This window comes from Streptomyces odontomachi, assembly GCF_024435355.1.
GTDB lineage: Bacteria > Actinomycetota > Actinomycetes > Streptomycetales > Streptomycetaceae > Streptomyces > Streptomyces odontomachi.
On record NZ_JAMJWG010000001.1, the window covers coordinates 584471 to 600291 of the forward strand.

15 protein-coding genes are annotated in these 15821 nt (G+C 72.4%); 12 read left to right on the plus strand and 3 right to left on the minus strand.

Annotation, left to right across the window (positions count from 1 at the left end; genetic code table 11):
- The first annotated feature begins 94 nt into the window (after positions 1 to 94).
- The 4 genes from NQO67_RS02420 to NQO67_RS02435 are packed head-to-tail and all read left to right on the plus strand — an operon-like array spanning position 95 to position 3694.
- Entirely contained in the window at positions 95 to 1006 is a 912-nt protein-coding gene (locus NQO67_RS02420) for an ABC transporter permease (RefSeq protein ID WP_255946717.1), read from the plus strand.
- Positions 1003 to 1917, plus strand: coding sequence for an ABC transporter permease (locus tag NQO67_RS02425; RefSeq protein ID WP_255945806.1), 915 nt, complete (start codon positions 1003 to 1005; stop codon positions 1915 to 1917). The genes NQO67_RS02420 and NQO67_RS02425 overlap by 4 nt, the downstream gene beginning before the upstream one ends.
- On the plus strand, positions 1914 to 2747 hold the full coding sequence (locus NQO67_RS02430) for an ATP-binding cassette domain-containing protein (RefSeq protein WP_255945808.1): 834 nt from the start codon (positions 1914 to 1916) through the stop codon (positions 2745 to 2747). The genes NQO67_RS02425 and NQO67_RS02430 overlap by 4 nt, the downstream gene beginning before the upstream one ends.
- A complete protein-coding gene (locus tag NQO67_RS02435) occupies positions 2744 to 3694 on the plus strand; it encodes an ATP-binding cassette domain-containing protein (RefSeq protein WP_255945810.1) in 951 nt (316 codons plus the stop codon). The genes NQO67_RS02430 and NQO67_RS02435 overlap by 4 nt, the downstream gene beginning before the upstream one ends.
- A 44-nt stretch (positions 3695 to 3738) precedes the next feature.
- On the opposite strand, the gene NQO67_RS02440 is transcribed toward NQO67_RS02435, so the two are convergent.
- Positions 3739 to 4698 (minus strand): ROK family protein, encoded by a 960-nt coding sequence (locus tag NQO67_RS02440; RefSeq protein WP_374118886.1) that lies wholly within the window; start codon positions 4696 to 4698, stop codon positions 3739 to 3741.
- A gap of 46 nt (positions 4699 to 4744) precedes the next feature.
- On the opposite strand from NQO67_RS02440, the gene NQO67_RS02445 reads away from it, so the two are divergent.
- Both NQO67_RS02445 and NQO67_RS02450 read left to right on the plus strand, forming a co-directional pair.
- Positions 4745 to 5674: a creatininase family protein gene (locus tag NQO67_RS02445; RefSeq protein WP_255945812.1), complete on the plus strand. Its 930-nt coding sequence runs from the start codon at positions 4745 to 4747 to the stop codon at positions 5672 to 5674.
- Entirely contained in the window at positions 5671 to 6798 is a 1128-nt protein-coding gene (locus NQO67_RS02450; protein WP_255945814.1) for a mandelate racemase/muconate lactonizing enzyme family protein, read from the plus strand. The genes NQO67_RS02445 and NQO67_RS02450 overlap by 4 nt, the downstream gene beginning before the upstream one ends.
- Positions 6799 to 6882: 84 nt before the next feature.
- Here NQO67_RS02450 and folE read toward each other — a convergent pair whose 3' ends face one another.
- Complete coding sequence (gene folE / locus NQO67_RS02455; RefSeq protein ID WP_255945816.1) at positions 6883 to 7608, minus strand: GTP cyclohydrolase I FolE; 726 nt, start codon at positions 7606 to 7608, stop codon at positions 6883 to 6885.
- Positions 7609 to 7742: 134 nt separating this feature from the next.
- On the opposite strand from folE, the gene NQO67_RS02460 reads away from it, so the two are divergent.
- Positions 7743 to 8561 carry a helix-turn-helix transcriptional regulator gene (locus NQO67_RS02460; RefSeq protein WP_255945818.1) on the plus strand — a complete coding sequence of 273 codons (819 nt, stop codon included), beginning with the start codon at positions 7743 to 7745 and terminating at the stop codon, positions 8559 to 8561.
- A gap of 54 nt (positions 8562 to 8615) precedes the next feature.
- Here NQO67_RS02460 and NQO67_RS44135 read toward each other — a convergent pair whose 3' ends face one another.
- Positions 8616 to 9269 carry an ArsR/SmtB family transcription factor gene (locus NQO67_RS44135; RefSeq protein WP_255945820.1) on the minus strand — a complete coding sequence of 218 codons (654 nt, stop codon included), beginning with the start codon at positions 9267 to 9269 and terminating at the stop codon, positions 8616 to 8618.
- On the opposite strand from NQO67_RS44135, the gene NQO67_RS02470 reads away from it, so the two are divergent.
- The 5 genes from NQO67_RS02470 (at position 9258) to NQO67_RS02490 (ending at position 15808) form a co-directional block, all read left to right on the plus strand.
- The gene (locus tag NQO67_RS02470) at positions 9258 to 9482 is read left to right on the plus strand and encodes a hypothetical protein (protein WP_255945822.1); all 225 of its coding nucleotides are present in this window, start codon (positions 9258 to 9260) and stop codon (positions 9480 to 9482) included. The genes NQO67_RS44135 and NQO67_RS02470 overlap by 12 nt on opposite strands.
- Before the next feature lie 340 nt (positions 9483 to 9822).
- The gene (locus NQO67_RS02475) at positions 9823 to 11178 is read left to right on the plus strand and encodes a radical SAM/SPASM domain-containing protein (RefSeq protein ID WP_255945824.1); all 1356 of its coding nucleotides are present in this window, start codon (positions 9823 to 9825) and stop codon (positions 11176 to 11178) included.
- A gap of 217 nt (positions 11179 to 11395) precedes the next feature.
- Complete coding sequence (locus NQO67_RS44140; protein WP_255945826.1) at positions 11396 to 11977, plus strand: hypothetical protein; 582 nt, start codon at positions 11396 to 11398, stop codon at positions 11975 to 11977.
- Positions 11974 to 13239, plus strand: coding sequence for an MFS transporter (locus tag NQO67_RS02485; protein ID WP_255945827.1), 1266 nt, complete (start codon positions 11974 to 11976; stop codon positions 13237 to 13239). Before NQO67_RS44140 ends, NQO67_RS02485 begins: the two co-directional genes overlap by 4 nt.
- A gap of 199 nt (positions 13240 to 13438) precedes the next feature.
- Positions 13439 to 15808: an alpha-amylase family glycosyl hydrolase gene (locus NQO67_RS02490; RefSeq protein WP_255945828.1), complete on the plus strand. Its 2370-nt coding sequence runs from the start codon at positions 13439 to 13441 to the stop codon at positions 15806 to 15808.
- The last annotated feature ends 13 nt before the right edge of the window (positions 15809 to 15821 follow it).

Genomic DNA, 15821 nt, shown 5'->3' on the forward strand with positions numbered 1-15821 from the left:
CGCCTCCGTCGGCACGACGGACGCCTCCGGTCCGACCGGCGGTGCGGCGCGGCCCGGCGGCGGTTCCGTCTCCCGCGGCACCCGGGTCCTGTGGATGGTCCTCGGCCGGGTGGCCGGCGCCCTGCTGGTGCTGCTCTGCACGGCGACGGTGTCCTTCTTCCTCGTACGGCTCTCCGGAGACCCCGTCAAACTCCTGCTGCCGCCCGACGCCACCGCCCACCAGGAGGCCGTGCTGCGCGGCAGCCTGGGCCTGGACCGGCCGCTGGTCACGCAGTACCTGGACTATCTGTGGGGGCTTCCCCGGCTCGACCTGGGCAGCTCGCTCTTCTACCACCAACCCGTCAAGGACGTGCTCGCCGATCGGCTGCCCGCCACGCTGCAACTGGCCGCCGGCGCCCTGGTGGTCACGCTCGCGGTGGCGCTGCCCGCCGGGGTGATCGCCGCGATGCGGCGCGGGCGGGCCACCGACCGGGGTGTGATGACGGGGGTGCTGCTCGGCCAGTCCACCCCGCCGTTCTGGGTCGGCATCCTGCTGATCCTGGTGTTCGCCGTCGGGCTGCACGCCCTGCCCGCCTCCGGGTACGGCACCTTCGCCAACCTGGTCCTGCCGTCCATCACGCTGTCCGTCTACTCCGTCGCCGTGATCGCGCGGCTGCTGCGCTCCTCGCTCATCGACGTGCTCGCCGCCGACCACATCCGCACCGCACGCGCCAAGGGCTTCGGCCCGCTGAAGGTGGTGCTCACCCACGGGCTGCGCAACGCCTCCCTGCCGGTGGTGACCGTCATCGGCCTGGAGGTCGGCAGCCTGCTCGGCGGCGCGATCCTCACCGAGCAGGTGTTCTCCTGGCCGGGCGTGGGACAGCTGACCATCGAGGCGATCTCGCACCGTGACTTCCCGCTCGTGCAGGCGGCCGTGCTGTTCTTCGCCGCGACCTTCGTCGTGGTGAACCTGCTGGTCGACCTCTCCTACCGGCTGCTCGACCCGAGGGTGAGGGCCTCCTCATGACCGTCGTCTCCACCACTGAACGCCCGAACGCCGCTACGGAGGCGGAACGCCACGGGCCGCGGTCGGCGGCGCTGCGTACCCTGCTGCGCAACCGGCTCGCCCGCACGGCACTGGCGTTCCTCGCGCTGTTGCTGCTCACGGCCGTCCTCGCACCGTTGTTCGCGCCCGCCGACCCCAACGCGCAGGACCTGCTGATGCGGTTGCGCCCACCGGCCTGGCAGAGCGGCGGCTCCGGCGCCCATCCGCTCGGCACCGACCAGCTCGGCCGCGACATGCTCTCCCGCGTCGTCTACGGCACCCGGGTCTCCCTGCTGGTCGGCGCGGGCGCCGCGGTGCTCGCCGGGGTGGTCGGAACCGTGGTCGGGCTCGCCGCCGGGTTCTTCGGCGGCTGGCTCGACCGGGTGCTGATGCGGCTCGCCGACATCCAACTCGCCTTCCCGCCGATCCTGCTGGCCCTGGCGATCGTGGGCTTCCTCGGCTCCGGGCTGTGGTACGTGATCCTCGTCCTGGGCTTCACGGGCTGGGTGTCCTACGCCCGGGTGGTGCGCTCGGAGGTGCTGTCGCTGCGCTCGCGCGACTTCATCACGGAGGCGCGCGCCATCGGCGTCACCGACGGCGCCATCATGCGCCGGCACCTGCTGCCGAACGTCATGGCGCCGCTCGCCACCATCGCCACCCTGCACGTGGCCGCGGCCATCGTCGCCGAGGCCTCGCTGAGCTACCTCGGGCTCGGCGTGCCCAAGGAGACCGTCACCTGGGGCTCGATGCTCGCCGACGGCCAGCTGTACCTGGGCACGTCGTGGTGGGTCGCGGTCTTCCCCGGCGTGGCCCTGATGCTCACCTCGCTCGCCATCAACATCACGGGCGACGCCCTGCGGGACGTCGCGGACCCGAAGGCGTACCGCCGATGAACGACCTGCAACCCGACCGGGACCCCGCCGAGCGCGGGCCGCTGCTCGACATCGTCGGCCTCCGCGTCGACTTCCGGCTCGACGACTCCGTCGTGCACGCCGTCCGGGGCGTGGACCTGAGGGTCGCGGCCGGCGAGACCGTCGCCGTCGTCGGGGAGTCCGGCAGCGGCAAGACCGCCACCGCGCTGTCCGTGCTGCGGCTGAACCCCGAGCCCCCGTGCGCGTACCCGGGCGGTGAGATCCGCTTCGACGGACGCGATCTGCTCACCCTGTCCGAACCGGAGCTGTGCCGGATCCGGGGCCGGGACATCTCGATGGTGTTCCAGGACCCGATGACCAGCCTCGATCCGCTCCAGCGGGTCGGCACCCAGGTCGCCGAAGTGCTCCGCCACCACCGGGGAGTGTCCCGCGCGCAGGCGCGCAAGACGGCGCTGGCGGCGCTGGCGGAGGTGGGCATCCCCGAACCGGAACGCCGCTACCGGCAGTACCCGCACGAGCTGTCCGGAGGCCTGCGCCAGCGGGTGATGATCGCAACGGCGCTGGTGACCCGGCCGCGGGTGCTCATCGCCGACGAGCCCACCACCGCCCTGGACGTCACCGTGCAGCGCCAGATCCTGGATCTGCTGCTCGATCTGCAACGGCGGCACGGCATGGCGATCGTGCTGATCACCCATGACCTGGGCGTGGTGGCCGAGACCGCCGACCACGTCGTGGTGATGCACCACGGCCGGGTCGTGGAGAGCGGCACCGCACTCGACGTCTTCGACCACCCCGCGGACGACTACACCCGCCGTCTGCTGGCCGCCACCCCCCGTCTGGAGCGGGCATGACCACCACCACACCGACCCCCACGGCCACCCCCGCCGCCCCGGTCCTCGTCGAGCTGACCGGCCTGCGCAAGGAGTTCGGCGGCGCGGCGGGCGGCGTCGCGGTCGACGACGTGTCCCTGACCGTGCACGAGGGCGAGACGCTGGCGCTGGTCGGCGAGTCGGGCTGCGGCAAGACGACCCTGACGCGGCTGCTGCTGCGGCTGCTCACGCCCACCGCGGGACGGGTCAGCTTCGCCGGCCGGGACCTGGCCACGCTCTCCCCCGAGGAGCTGCGCCGCCTGCGGCGCCAGATGCAGGTGGTCCTCCAGGATCCGTACTCCAGCATGAACCCGCGCTGGCGGATCGCCGACATCGTCGCGGAACCGCTGGTCACCCATGACCCGGCGGCCCGCGGGCGGCGCGGCAGGGCAGGGACCCGGCGGCGGGTGGGCGAACTGCTGGAGGCGGTCGGCCTGACGGCCCAGATGCAGGACCGCTATCCGCACGAGTTCTCCGGCGGTCAGCGCCAGAGGGTCTCGATCGCCCGGGCCCTGGCCCTGGAGCCGCGCCTGGTGGTCCTCGACGAGCCGACCAGCGCGCTGGACGTCTCCGTGCAGGCCCGCATCCTTGACCTGCTCGCCGAGTTGCAGCAACGGCACGGCCTGACGTACGTCTTCGTCTCGCACAACCTCGCCGTGGTCCAGCAGGTGGCCGACCGGGTCGCCGTGATGCGCAGGGGGCGCATCGTGGAGGTGGGCGACGCGGCACAGGTCTTCCACGCGCCCCGGCACCCGTACACCCGGCAACTGCTGGACGCCGTACCGATCCCCGACCCACGCCGGGCCCGCCGCGCGGGCGGTACGGCGCCGCAGGCCCCGGCGGACGCGGTGGTGCCTGCGGACGGGGCGGGGGCAGACGAAGCCGTCCCGGACGGCGGCGGGGCGGTGGACCCGGGCGGCGCGCCGTGAGCCCGCCCGGCCCGCCGTACCCACGGCCCCCGCGCCAGCCGTGCCTACACGTGGGACAGGACGAGCCCCGCGCCGCCCAGCAGGGCCACGTCGTCGACGGCCGCCTCGCTGACCAGCACCCGGGGCAGTTCCGCGGCCACCGCCGCACCGTCGCGGCGCAACCGCCGCTCGATCAGCGCCCGGAAGCGCTCGCCGCCGTCCCGTGCCTCGCCGTGCAACACGAAGAGGCCGGGCGCGAACAACTGCTGCACGTTCACCAGGCCCAGGGCGAGGTTGTCGGCGTACTCCTCGACCACCTCGCGGGCCGCCGCGCCGTCCTGCCGGGACAGCGTGCCCAGGGACGCCTCGGTGCCGAGCCCGGCCGCTGCCGCCCGGGCCCGCAGCCAGCGGGTGGTGGCCAGCGTCTTCCAGCAGCCGCGGCCACCACAGGTGCAGCGCTCACCGCTGGCCGACACGGTCATGTGGGCGCCGCTGCGCCCGCCGTGCGGAGCCAGCACCTCGCCGTCGTAGAGGATGCCCACGCCCAGCACCTCACCGGTCGACACCGACGCGAAGGTGCGCCGCCCACGGCCGGCACCGAACCAGCGGTCGCCGAGCACCTGGAGCCGCGCCCGGTGCTCGACGTGCACCGGTACCCCGGTCAGGTCGTGCAGCCGCGCGGCGACCGGATAGCCGTGCAGCGCGGGCGCGTCGTTGACCTCGGTGATCACGCCCGCGTCCGGGTCGACGAGCCCGGCCGCCGCGATGCCGATGCCGACCGGCCGCCGGTCGGCGAAGACGCCGGCGGACCGGGCGAGGGCCGCATCGACCTCCGCGGGCCGCGGCACGGCGGCGTCGTACGCCACCTCCGACCGGTCGAGCACCCGGCCCGAGACGGTGAGGACCGCCGAGCGGATCCGCCCGGGCAGCAACTCGACCGCTCCCAGCATGCGGGGCGCGGACGGGGTGGACGGTTCCGGCGCGGGCTCGGGCACCAACCGCAGCGAAGGACGTTCATGGACCATGCGCCGACTCTGCCACGCCGGGCATTTCGGATGGGAGAGCCCTGAGATGACGAAAGCCAGCACGATGAGCCCAGCCACCGGACCCGACCCGGACTCCGGCACCCCGAACGCCACCGACCCGACCACCCACCACCCCGGCCACGATCCCGGCACCGCCGGCGAACCGGCCCACCTCACCCGGCTCACCTGGCGCGCGGTGCGCGACGCCGGGGCGCACGCCATCGCGTTGCTGCCGATCGGCTCGCAGGAGCAGCACGCCGGACATCTGCCGATGGGCACGGACACAATGCTCGTCGAGGCCGTCACCGACCGGGCGACGGCCCTGCTCACCGCGGAACCGGACGCGCCCGCGCTGGTACGGCTGCCCACCCTGCCCTTCGGGCACAGCCCGCACCATCTCTTCGCCGCCGCGCTGTCGCTCTCCGCGCCCACCCTGGCCGCCGTCCTGGACGACCTGCTGGAGTCGCTGGTGACCAGCGGCTACCGCCGGATCATGGTGGTCAACGGGCACGGCGGCAACGACGAGATCATGCGGCTCGCCGTGAAGCGCTTCGCGCTGCGCGCCCCGGCCACCGTGGCGGCGTGCTCGTACTGGACGCTCGCGACCGGAGAGGAGTCCGCGGAGCGCCCGGCGCGCACCCCGGGGCACGCCGGCTGGTTCGAGACCTCGCTGATGCTTGCCGCCCACCCCGACCTGGTGCGCACCCCGGTGCCGGTGCGCGCCCCCGTGGAGCCGCCGCTGTTCGACCGGCCGCCGTACCCGGGCCTGACCGTCGAGCGGCACGGCGAGTGGCAGCGGGTCGGCGGCGCCACCGACGACGCCTCCGAGGCCGACGCGGAGCTCGGCCGCCGGCTGCTGGACGACCGGGCCCGGGGCCTGGCCCGGGCGATCCGCGCGTTCGACGCGGCAGCCCCCGCGGCGGAGCCGTCCGCCACCGCGGACCAGACGACCGCCCACGCGCGAGGAGAGGCATGAAGATCACCGACATCGAGGTGCAGGTCGTGAACCTGCCCCTCACCAACCCGTTCACCAGCTCCTTCGAGACCAAGACCGGGGAGACGCGCACCGTGGTCCGGCTGCGCACGGACGACGGTCTGGAGGGCTGGGGCGAGACCATGTGGGGGAGGCCGGTCGCCGCGATCATCGAGTCGATCGCCGGGGACCTGATCGGCTCCAGCCCGTTCGCGCTGGAGCGTTTCCACCGCAAGCAGCACATGGTGCCGTTCTTCTACGGCTATCTCGGCTACGCGGCGATCGCGGCCCTGGACGTGGCCTGCTGGGACGTGATGGGGAAGGCCACCGGCCAGTCCGTCACCGACCTGCTCGGCGGTCCGGTACGCGACGAGGTGCCCATCACCGCACTGGTGACCCGCGCGGACGCGCTCGGCGCCGGCGCCGCCGCGCTGCCGGCGGCCCTCGCCGACCATGCGGCACGGGTGGTCGCCGAGGGCGGCTTCGAGGCGGTCAAGCTGAAGGGCACCCGGGACGTCGAGGGCGACGTGGCGATCCTGCGGGCGCTGCGGGCGGCCCTGCCGGGGGTGAACCTGCGGGTGGACCCGAACGCCGCCTGGTCCGTGCCGGACGCGGTGCGGGCCGGGATCGCCCTGGAAGAGCTCGACCTGGAGTACCTGGAGGACCCCTGCGTGGGCATCGAGGGCATGAGCCAGGTGGCGGCCAAGGTGCGCATCCCGCTGTGCACCAACATGTGCGTCGTCCGCTTCGAGGACTTCGCCCCCGCGGTGCGGCTGAACGCGGTGGACGTGGTGCACGGCGACGTCTACAAGTGGGGCGGCATCGCGGCCACCAAGGCGCTCGCGGCGCACTGCGAGACGTTCGGGCTCGGCATGAACCTGCACAGCGGGGGAGAGCTGGGCATCGCGACCGCCGCGCACCTGGCCGTGGTGGCCAGCACGCCGGTGCTCTCGCGGGCCATCGACAGCATGTACTACCTGCACGCCGACGACATCGTGGAGCCGTTGCACCTCGAAGCGGGCCGGCTGCGGGTGCCGGACGGGCCCGGCCTCGGGGTCCGGGTGGACGAGGACAAGCTGCGGCACTTCGCGGCGGTCAACGAGCGCGACGGGGACCTGACGGGGTGAGACCGCCGGCGGCCGTCACTCACGCGGTGCGGACGGCCGCCTTGCAGCGGGAAGCCATGCGTGAACGCCGGCGGGTGCCGAGGACTACGCGGAGATGCCGGTGAGGGCGAGGAACTCGCCGCGCGAGCGGGCGTCGTCGCGCAGGGTGCCGAGCAGCGTGGAGGTCAGGGTGCTGGAGCCGGTGGCCCGTACCCCGCGCAGGGTCATGCAGGTGTGCTCCGCCTCGATGACGACGCCGACCCCCTTGGGTTCCAGATGGGTCTGGAGCCAGTCGGCGACCTGCTTGGTGAGGCGCTCCTGCACCTGCGGGCGGCAGGCGAAGTGCTCGACGACACGGGCCAGTTTCGACAGGCCCAGGATGCGCCGGCCGGGCAGGTAGCCGACATGGGCGGTGCCGACGAAGGGCAGCAGATGGTGCTCGCACACCGAACGCAGCGGGATGCTGCGCGCCAGCACCAGTTCGTCGTAGTCCTCGTCGTTGGGGAAGGTCGTCAGGTCGAACGGGCGCGGGCTGAACAACTCGGCGTAGGCGCGTGCCATGCGGCCCGGGGTGCTGCGCAGGCTCTCGGTGTCGGTACTGATGCCCAGGGCCCGCAGGAACCGTCCGGCGGCGGCCTCGGCCGCGACCAGGTCGACACCGTCGGTGTCGTGGACGACGCGCAGCGGGGCCGTGACGGGCGCCGCGGACCCGGGGCCCTCCGAGCCGGACTGCGGGTCGAACGGAGGCCCGTACGAGTCCGCGAGAGCGGCGCTGCCCCGCCGTATCGCCCGCTCCGTGCGCTCCTTCTGCCGGTGCAACCGATCGGTCATCGCAAGAGCCTCCTTTTTCGCCAACAAATATTGGTCTTAAGTGGATTGGGGGTCAACCCCCCGCCCGTCGGATCCGCTCCGGCCTGGCCTTCGTCCACCGCCGCGGGAGCTACTGTGTGAGGGTGGTCGCCGATATGCACGCATCGCCCGGGACGGGCCCGTCGCCCGGGGCGGGGCCCCTGCCCGGGGCGGGGCCCCTGCCCGGGGCGGGCCCGTCGCCGGGTGCGGACGCCTCGTCACGGGCGGGCGCGTGGCCCGCGGTGGACGATGCGGCGATCGACTCCGTGAGCGTGCTCGGCGAGGACTCGCGCCGGCGGATGTTCGCCTTCATCCGGCACGCCCACCGGCCCGTCACCCGGGACGAGGCGGCCGAGAGCGTCGGCATCTCCCGCAAGCTCGCCGCCTTCCACCTCGACAAACTCGTCGACGCCGGCCTGCTGCGCGCCCGCTACGGGGTGCCAGGAGCCGCCCGCAGGGTGGGCCGTCAGCCCAAGGTCTACGAGGTGGCCGACACCGAGATCCGCATCAACATCCCCGACCGCCGCCACGAACTGCTCGCCGAGCTGTTGCTCACGGCCGTGCTCACCGAGCAGGACGACGAGAACGCCGTTCAAGCCGCGTTGCGCACCGCCCGGGAACGGGGCAGCGGCCTCGGTACGGCCGAGCGCACCACGAGCTGCCCCGGCGTGCGGGGTACGGCAGCAGGCCTGGCGGCCTGTGAACGCATGCTGGAGCAGCACGGCTTCGAACCGACCCGCCCCTCGCCCGACCGGCTGCGCCTGCACAACTGCCCGTTCCATCCCTTCGCCGGCCGGGCCCCCGAGCTGGTGTGCGGCATGAACCACGCCTTCGTCACCGGCTACCTGCAAGGGCTGCAGATCACCGGTGTGCGGGCCGCCTTGGCGCCAAGACCCGACGCCTGCTGCGTCGAGATCGGCCCCGAGCACGCCTGACCCCGGGCGTCGACAGGGCGTCGTTGACCATGGGACCTGCTGGCGTTTCCGGCCCTACTGGCTCGCCTGCAACAGGGCGGTGCCCCTCGGCGTCAGGGTGTGGATCATCTGATTGCCCGACCGCGTCGCGGCGAGCAGCCGTGCTTCGCGCAGGACCGTCGCATGCTGGCTGGCCGTGGACGGGCTGACCCCGGCCCGGCGGGCCAACTCCGTGGTGGTGCAGCCGTCCTCGGCCGCCCGGAGCACCGCTGCCCGGGTGGCCCCGAGGAGTCGCCGCAGGCCGTGCAGCGCGTTGTCGCACCCGGGCTCCTCCTGCCACCCCGGCTCCTTGCCGACCGGATAGACCAGTACCGGACGCAACCCCGAATCGCAGAAGGTGACCGGGGAGTGCCAGCAGAAAACGGACGGCACCAGCAGCAGCCCTCGGCCGGCCAGGTACACGTCCCGCTCGTGCGGGTAGTCCATCTCCAGCACCGGGCGCCGCCAACGCAGCAAGGGCCACAGGCTGCCGAGCAGGCCGTCCACGCCCCGGGTGACCATCACGCGCGCGAGCGTCATGCGTTCGACGTCGACGAGGGTGCGGATCCGCTCCCAGTACGGCGCCAGCACCAGCTGGTGGTACTGGCGCAGGGTCTCCTGGAGCAGCGTGACGGCCGGTGCCTCCCCCTCCGCCAGCGGGCCTAACCAGGAGGGCCGGTGCGCCGGCACGGACAGGTCGTCGCGGAGCCGGCCGCGCGGCGTGCCCGTGATCTGTGCGATGCCTTCGTCGAGCCCGGAGTCTCCTGGAACGGCGTCAGGAAATCCGGGAAGTCGCCGACCGAAGGCATGAGACAGCGGATCAGGCTGGCCCGCTGGCGGGGCAGGGCACACAGCCGGCGCCTGGCCGCCCTGCACCAGCCCTCGAACACCAGTCGCCCGTAGGTACCACTGAGCACGTGCACGCTCAACACGGTCTCCCACATCGGATCCGGACCCGCCGCCACGCGTAACCCGGCAAGGTCATCGCCCGTGAAGTGCATCCTCAGCACCATGTTCCCCCTAGAAAGACGATGAACGGACGTGCCCCGAGCAGCACCGCCCTGCGCGCCTGCGACCAGCATGTTTCGTCAGGGACCACAACACCCTTATCGTCCGGCCGCCAGTCGGGACATCCTTGGGTGATGTCGAAAGGCTGACAGACGCCGGCATTTCATACCAGAGCGCATCTCGTGCCGAACGCCGCCGGCCAGGGTGTGCTGTGAAGACTTGGGGGTGCGCTCGTATGGGACCCGCAACGGACAAGGAGTTCGTGCCATCGCGCTACGTCAGCCTGTCGCACCAGGCGGACGGCGCGCTCGTACTGCACTGTGCACGCACCGGGGCCATCGGAACCGTCGAGGGAGAGCTCGCGGCGGACGCCCGGCGGGCACTGCTCCCCGACACCGTCTCGCGCCGTGACGACAGCCCGGTCGTGAGCGACCTGATCGACGGGGGGTTCCTGGTGCCCCGGGGAGTGGACGAACGCGCCCTCGTCACCCACCAGTACGCCGGTCGCTACGTCGACAACAGTCTGCATCTCATCGTCATGCCCACCGAGCAGTGCAACTTCCGCTGCGTGTACTGCTACGAGGAGTTCAAGCGCCCCAGGATGAAGCCCGAGGTGGTCGAGGGCATCAAGAACCTGGTCGACGGCGACGACGACCTGGATTTCCTGGCCCTGTCCTGGTTCGGCGGGGAACCCCTCCTGGCGTCCGACATCGTGCTGGACGTCACCGGGCACCTCAGGCGCAGCTGTGAGGCCAAGGGCGCCGGGTTCACCGCGCTGGCCACCACCAACGGCTCGCTGCTGACACCCGCGTACGCGGACCAGGTGATACCGGCCGGCCTCAGCCAGTTCCAGATCACGCTGGACGGCCTCGCGCACGAACACGACGCCCGCCGGGTGGGCGCCCTGGGGGAGACCGCCTTCCACACGATCTGGCGGAACCTGCTGTACCTGCGCAGCACCGACCACGACTTCACGGTGATGATCCGGCACAACTTCGATCCGGAGAGCCACGCGCGGTTCCCCGATTTCCTGGCGGAGCTGGAGCGGGAGTTCGGAGCGGACGAGCGCTTCTCCATGGAGCTGTCCGCCATCGGCAAGTGGGGCGGCCCGAACGACGACAACCTGCACGTCTTCGAGGGCCGCGACGCTTCCCGGGCCGTACTGCACAACAAGTGGCTGGCCCTGAAGGCGGGCTTTCCCGACGCGATCTCGCAGCAGAAGATGCAGCCGAACGGGGCGGTCTGCTACGCCGCGAACCCGCACTCGTTCGTCGTGGGCCCCAACGGCGACCTGCACAAGTGCACCGTCGAACTCGACTACCACGACCGGAACATCGTCGGCAGCATCCACCGCGACGGGTCGCTCACCCTGGGCTGGCAGAAGATGGCCCTGTGGTGCGAGACCGACGGGTCCAGCTGGGACGCGCCGACGAAGTGCACCACCTGCTACTTCAACCCCTCCTGCCATGGCGCCGTCTGCCCCAAGGAGTGGATGGACGAGCCCGAGTGCGCCTGCCCGAACGCCAAGCAGTCCATCGGCGAGACGCTCACCCTCATCCGTGAGGAGAGCCTGTACTCACGGATCCGCTAGCTGGCAGCCCGCTGTCCCTGTGGGACTGCCGGAGAGGAAAACCACCGTCCTTAAGAGGAGGCAGTCATGACCTGGATCAACAAGGGGTCCCAGGACGCCATGCGCAAGCGGTCCAACGGGAACAACTGCAACTGCTGATCGACGGCAGCCCATCGGAGATGTCCGGGCGGGGCGGTCCAGCCGCCTCGTCCGGGCACGGACGAAGGAGCGACGCACCGTGAAGACGAACGCACCGTGCCGCAGCGCCCTGATCCTGCGCGCCTGGTCCCTCGACGCCGCGCTGACCGACCCCCTCACGACCGCTCTGACGGCCCGGCTCGCGCCCCGGGTCGAGCAGCGGACCGTCCCTTTCGACACTCCCTGCGACACCCACGGCGGCCACGACCTCGCGGTGGCCGTGCTCGCACCCGGCTCGGCCGACGACCCTGCCGTGCTGCGGGACCTGACGTCCTTCGCGGGCCGGATCCGCACCCGGGTCGCCTGCATCTGGGCCCCGGGCGGGGCCGCCGACGACGGCAGCGCACCGGGCGCGCACCAGCTCGCGTCCCTGGGCTGGACCGTGATACCGCCGGTCGTGGCCCAGCGGGACATCAGCGGCAACCGTTGGGAGCTGCTGCCGCCGCTCAGCGACGTCGTCCTGCCGACCGTCTGGCGTGCCGTCATGCGGTCCCTGCGCGCCTCCTACTGGGACGAGGCCGTCGCCGAGGAGCCGCGGGTCCCCACCCCCGCCGCGGTGCGCGGGCCCCTCGCACCCGTCGACGTGCTCATCACCCAGCGGCAGGGCGGCGGCGGTCGGTGACGACACAGACGCCGCAGGCCCCTCGCCCGGCGTGGCGCGAGGCCCCGTACCGGCGGTTGCTGATCGGCCAGGGCACGTCACTGCTGGGCGACCAGGTGTGGCTGGTGGTCCTGGCGTGGCTGGCGACGGGTCGGGTGGCGCCGGGCCTCGCCGGGCTGGTCATCGCCGCTCCGTCGATCCCGCGGGCCCTGCTGTTCCTGTGGGCCGGCGCCACCGTCGACCGGCGCGCCCCGGAGCGGGTCGCGGTGGTCTGCGACGTGCTGCTGGCCGCCGTCTTCGTCATCGCCGCCGGCCTCGCCTGGACCGCCGGAGCCGCCCAGCTGACCGTGCTGCTGGCCGCCGTGGGTCTCACGGTGGGCATCGCCGACGCCTTCTTCTTCCCGGCCACCGCCGCCCTCAGACCGAGGCTGCTGGCCGAGGAGCAACTCGCCGGCGGCACCTCCGCCTACGAGATCGTCAGCCGTACGGCGATGATCGCGGGGCCGGTGCTCGGCGGCGTGCTGGTGGGTTTCTCGGCCGTATGGCTCGCCTGTGCGGCGAACGCGGCGACCTTCCTGGTCTCGGCGGTGTGCCTGGCCGGACTGCGTCCCCGCTCCGCACCGCACGCCACCGCCCCGCACCGCCGCACGCTCGGCATGGTGCGCGAGGGCCTGGCCTACCTCTGGTCCCACCACCAGCTGCGTGCCCTCGTCGCCGTCCTGACCGCGTTCAACCTGGCCATCGCCGGTGCCCTGAACATGGGCGGCATCCTGGTCGCACGGCACCGCGGCATGGGACCGACCGGCGCCGCCGCCCTGTTCACCGGGTTCGCCGCGGGCGCGATCGCGGGCGCGCTGACCCTGACGCTGCGCCGTCCGAAGGACCGGGACGACCCGATGCGCTGGATCGGCGGCGCAGGGCTCCTCCAGGCGATCGGCATCGCCTGCATCGCCTTCTCGGGCGACGCCGTGCAACTCGCCGGGGCGTCCCTGCTGTCAGGGGCTTCCTCCGCGATCATCGGCGTGCTCGCCTCCACGCTGGTGCAGCAGGCCACCGACGATCGCTTCCGTGGCAGGGTGAACAGCGTGACCGGCCTGGTCAACTACGGCGTTCCGCCGCTGGCCCTCGGCCTCACCGGAGTGCTGGCCGACTGGCGGGGACCCACCGCGGCCCTCCTCGTCCTCGCCGCCGCCGAGGCGGTGGCGGCAGCGACCTGCCTGCGCCGCGAACACCGCCGGCACGTCCGTGACCGCACCGACCCCGCGCCACGAGCGAGCCACTGACCCGCCGGCGACGGTTCGGCGCCTGGAAGGACGCCCGGAGTGACGCCTGGAGAGCGCCCTGGAGGGACGCCCGAAGGACGCTGCTCCAGCCTGCCGCCGAAGGTAAGCTGAAGCCCAAGTGCTCGCCCTGCCGGGGACGTGCAGGGCGCAGTCGGCTGCAGGCGCGTGCAGCCCTTCCCTGACAAGAGAAGGAGCCGTCGTGCCCACGCGCCACCCCCTCCGTCTGCGTGCCACCGTCCGCACCACCGTGGCCGGCGCCGTCGCGCTGGCGGCCACCTTCACCCTGCCGGCGCTGGCCGGCCCACCGAGCGCCGTCGCGGCCACCGCCGCCGCCCCCACCGCCGGCCAGAACATGGGCGCCCACTACGACTCGACGGCCTCGCACATCACCTTCCGGGTGTACTCGTCGCGGGCGACCCGTATCGAGGTGTACCTGTACGCGGCGGCTTACGGCAGCCAGGAGAAGGTCTCCTACCCGCTGTCCGAGGACGCCTCCACCGACATCTGGTCGGTGACCGTTCCGGTGGCGACGCTCAAGGACACCTACGGCATCACGGGCCCGGTGTACTACGGCTACCGCGCCTGGGGCCCGAACTGGCCGTACACCTCGTCCTGGACGAAGGGCTCGTCGGCCGGCTTCATCGCCGACGTGGACTCCCAGGGCAACCGCTTCGACCCCAACAAGCTGCTGAGCGACCCCTACGCACGCGAGCTCAGCCACGATCCGCGCACCCCGGCGAACACCAGCGACACCGTCTACGCCACCGGTTCGCAGTACCGCGCCCTGGACAGCGGCAACTACGCGCCCAAGGGCATCGTGCTGGCCGACGACACCACCAGCACCGGCACCAAGCCGACCAGGGCACTCAAGGACGACGTCGTCTACGAGGTGAACGTGCGGGGCCTGACGAGGAACGACCCGTCGGTCCCGGCCGCCTACCAGGGCACGTACCAGGGCGCCGGGCTGAAGGCGGCGAGCCTGGCGGCGCTCGGCGTCACCGCGGTGGAGTTCCTGCCCGTGCAGGAGACGCAGAACGACGCCAACGACGTGGACGCGACCTCGACCAGCGGCGACAACTACTGGGGTTACTCCACGCTCGACTACTTCGCACCGGACCGCCGCTACGCCGCGGACCGCTCGGCGGGCGGTCCCACCCGGGAGTTCAAGGCCATGGTGAAGGCGTACCACGACGCCGGGATCAAGGTCCTCAGCGATGTCGTCTACAACCACACGGCCGAGGGCGACCCGCAGAACGCCGCAGGCGCGAGCACGTACAGCCTGCTGTCCTGGCGCGGCCTGGACAACCCGACGTACTACGAGCTGACGTCCGACCTCCAGGGCCCGTACGACAACACCGGCGTGGGCGGCAACTACAACACCTACAACCCCGTCGCACAGCAGATCATCCTGGACTCGCTGGGCTACTGGAAGGACTCCATGGGAGTCGACGGCTTCCGGTTCGACCTGGCACCGGTGCTGGGCAACACCTGCCAGTCGGGCTGCTTCCGGTACAGCAGGACCGACTCCGCCACCGCGCTGAACCGCATCACCGCCACCATGCCGGCACGCCCGGTGCAGGGCGGCACCGGCACCGACTGGATCGCCGAACCGTGGGCCATCGGCGACGGCACCTACCAGCTCGGCAACCTGCCGGCCGGCTGGTCGGAGTGGAACGGCGACTTCCGCGACACCCTGCGGGCCGACCAGAACGACCTGGGCGTGGTGAACGTGACCCCCGGTCGGCTCGCCGACAGGATCGCCGGATCGTCCGACCTGTTCCAGGACGACGGCCGTGCCCCCGGGAACTCCGTGAACTTCATGGTCGCCCACGACGGCTTCACCCTGGCCGACCTGTACGCCTGCAACGGCAAGAACAACGGGCAGGCCTGGCCGTACGGCCCGTCCGACGGCGGCTCCGACGCCAACTACTCGTGGGACCAGGGCGGGGTGGCCGCCGACCAGCGCAAGGCCGCCCGCAACGGCCTCGCCCTCCTGATGCTGTCGGCGGGCACACCGATGACGACCGGCGGCGACGAGTACCTGCGGACGCTGCGCTGCAACAACAACCCCTACAACCTGGACTCCTCGGCGAACTGGCTGACCACGTCCTTCAGCGGCGACCAGAGCACCTTCCGGGGCTACGCACAGCGACTGATCGCGTTCCGCAGGGCGCACGCGGCGCTGCGACCCACCGGGTTCTACCGGGCCACGGACGCAAACGGCAACGGCATGGACCAGCTCGACTGGTACACCCCGGCCGGGTCGGCACCCGACAGCGCCTACTGGTCCGACCCGAACGACCACGCGCTGGGCTGGCGGCTCGACGGCACCGAACTGGGCGACGCGAACAGCGCCCTCTACGTCGGCTACAACGGCTGGTCGGGCGATGTCACCTTCACCCTGCCGTCGCCCGGCGCCGGCAAGAACTGGTACCGGGTCACGGACACCGCCGGCTGGGCCGAAGGACCCGACCAGATGGCGGCGCCCGGCTCGGAAGCGCTGATCGGCGGCGCGGGCACGACCTACACGCTGCACGGTCGCGCCCTGCTCCTGCTCATCGCCAAGTAGGCCCCGCGAGCCC

What these genes read in the sequence shown, in the direction of transcription:
- NQO67_RS02430 (WP_255945808.1), top strand. Translation starts at nt 1,914, where the DNA reads ATGAACGACCTGCAACCCGACCGGGACCCCGCCGAGCGCGGGCCGCTG.
- NQO67_RS02435 (WP_255945810.1), top strand. Translation starts at nt 2,744, where the DNA reads ATGACCACCACCACACCGACCCCCACGGCCACCCCCGCCGCCCCGGTC.
- NQO67_RS02445 (WP_255945812.1), top strand. Translation starts at nt 4,745, where the DNA reads ATGACGAAAGCCAGCACGATGAGCCCAGCCACCGGACCCGACCCGGAC.
- NQO67_RS02475 (WP_255945824.1), top strand. Translation starts at nt 9,823, where the DNA reads ATGGGACCCGCAACGGACAAGGAGTTCGTGCCATCGCGCTACGTCAGC.
- NQO67_RS02450 (WP_255945814.1), top strand. Translation starts at nt 5,671, where the DNA reads ATGAAGATCACCGACATCGAGGTGCAGGTCGTGAACCTGCCCCTCACC.
- NQO67_RS02425 (WP_255945806.1), top strand. Translation starts at nt 1,003, where the DNA reads ATGACCGTCGTCTCCACCACTGAACGCCCGAACGCCGCTACGGAGGCG.
- NQO67_RS02460 (WP_255945818.1), top strand. Translation starts at nt 7,743, where the DNA reads ATGCACGCATCGCCCGGGACGGGCCCGTCGCCCGGGGCGGGGCCCCTG.
- folE (WP_255945816.1), bottom strand. Translation starts at nt 7,608, where the DNA reads ATGACCGATCGGTTGCACCGGCAGAAGGAGCGCACGGAGCGGGCGATA.
- NQO67_RS02440 (WP_374118886.1), bottom strand. Translation starts at nt 4,698, where the DNA reads ATGGTCCATGAACGTCCTTCGCTGCGGTTGGTGCCCGAGCCCGCGCCG.
- NQO67_RS02420 (WP_255946717.1), top strand. Translation starts at nt 95, where the DNA reads ATGGTCCTCGGCCGGGTGGCCGGCGCCCTGCTGGTGCTGCTCTGCACG.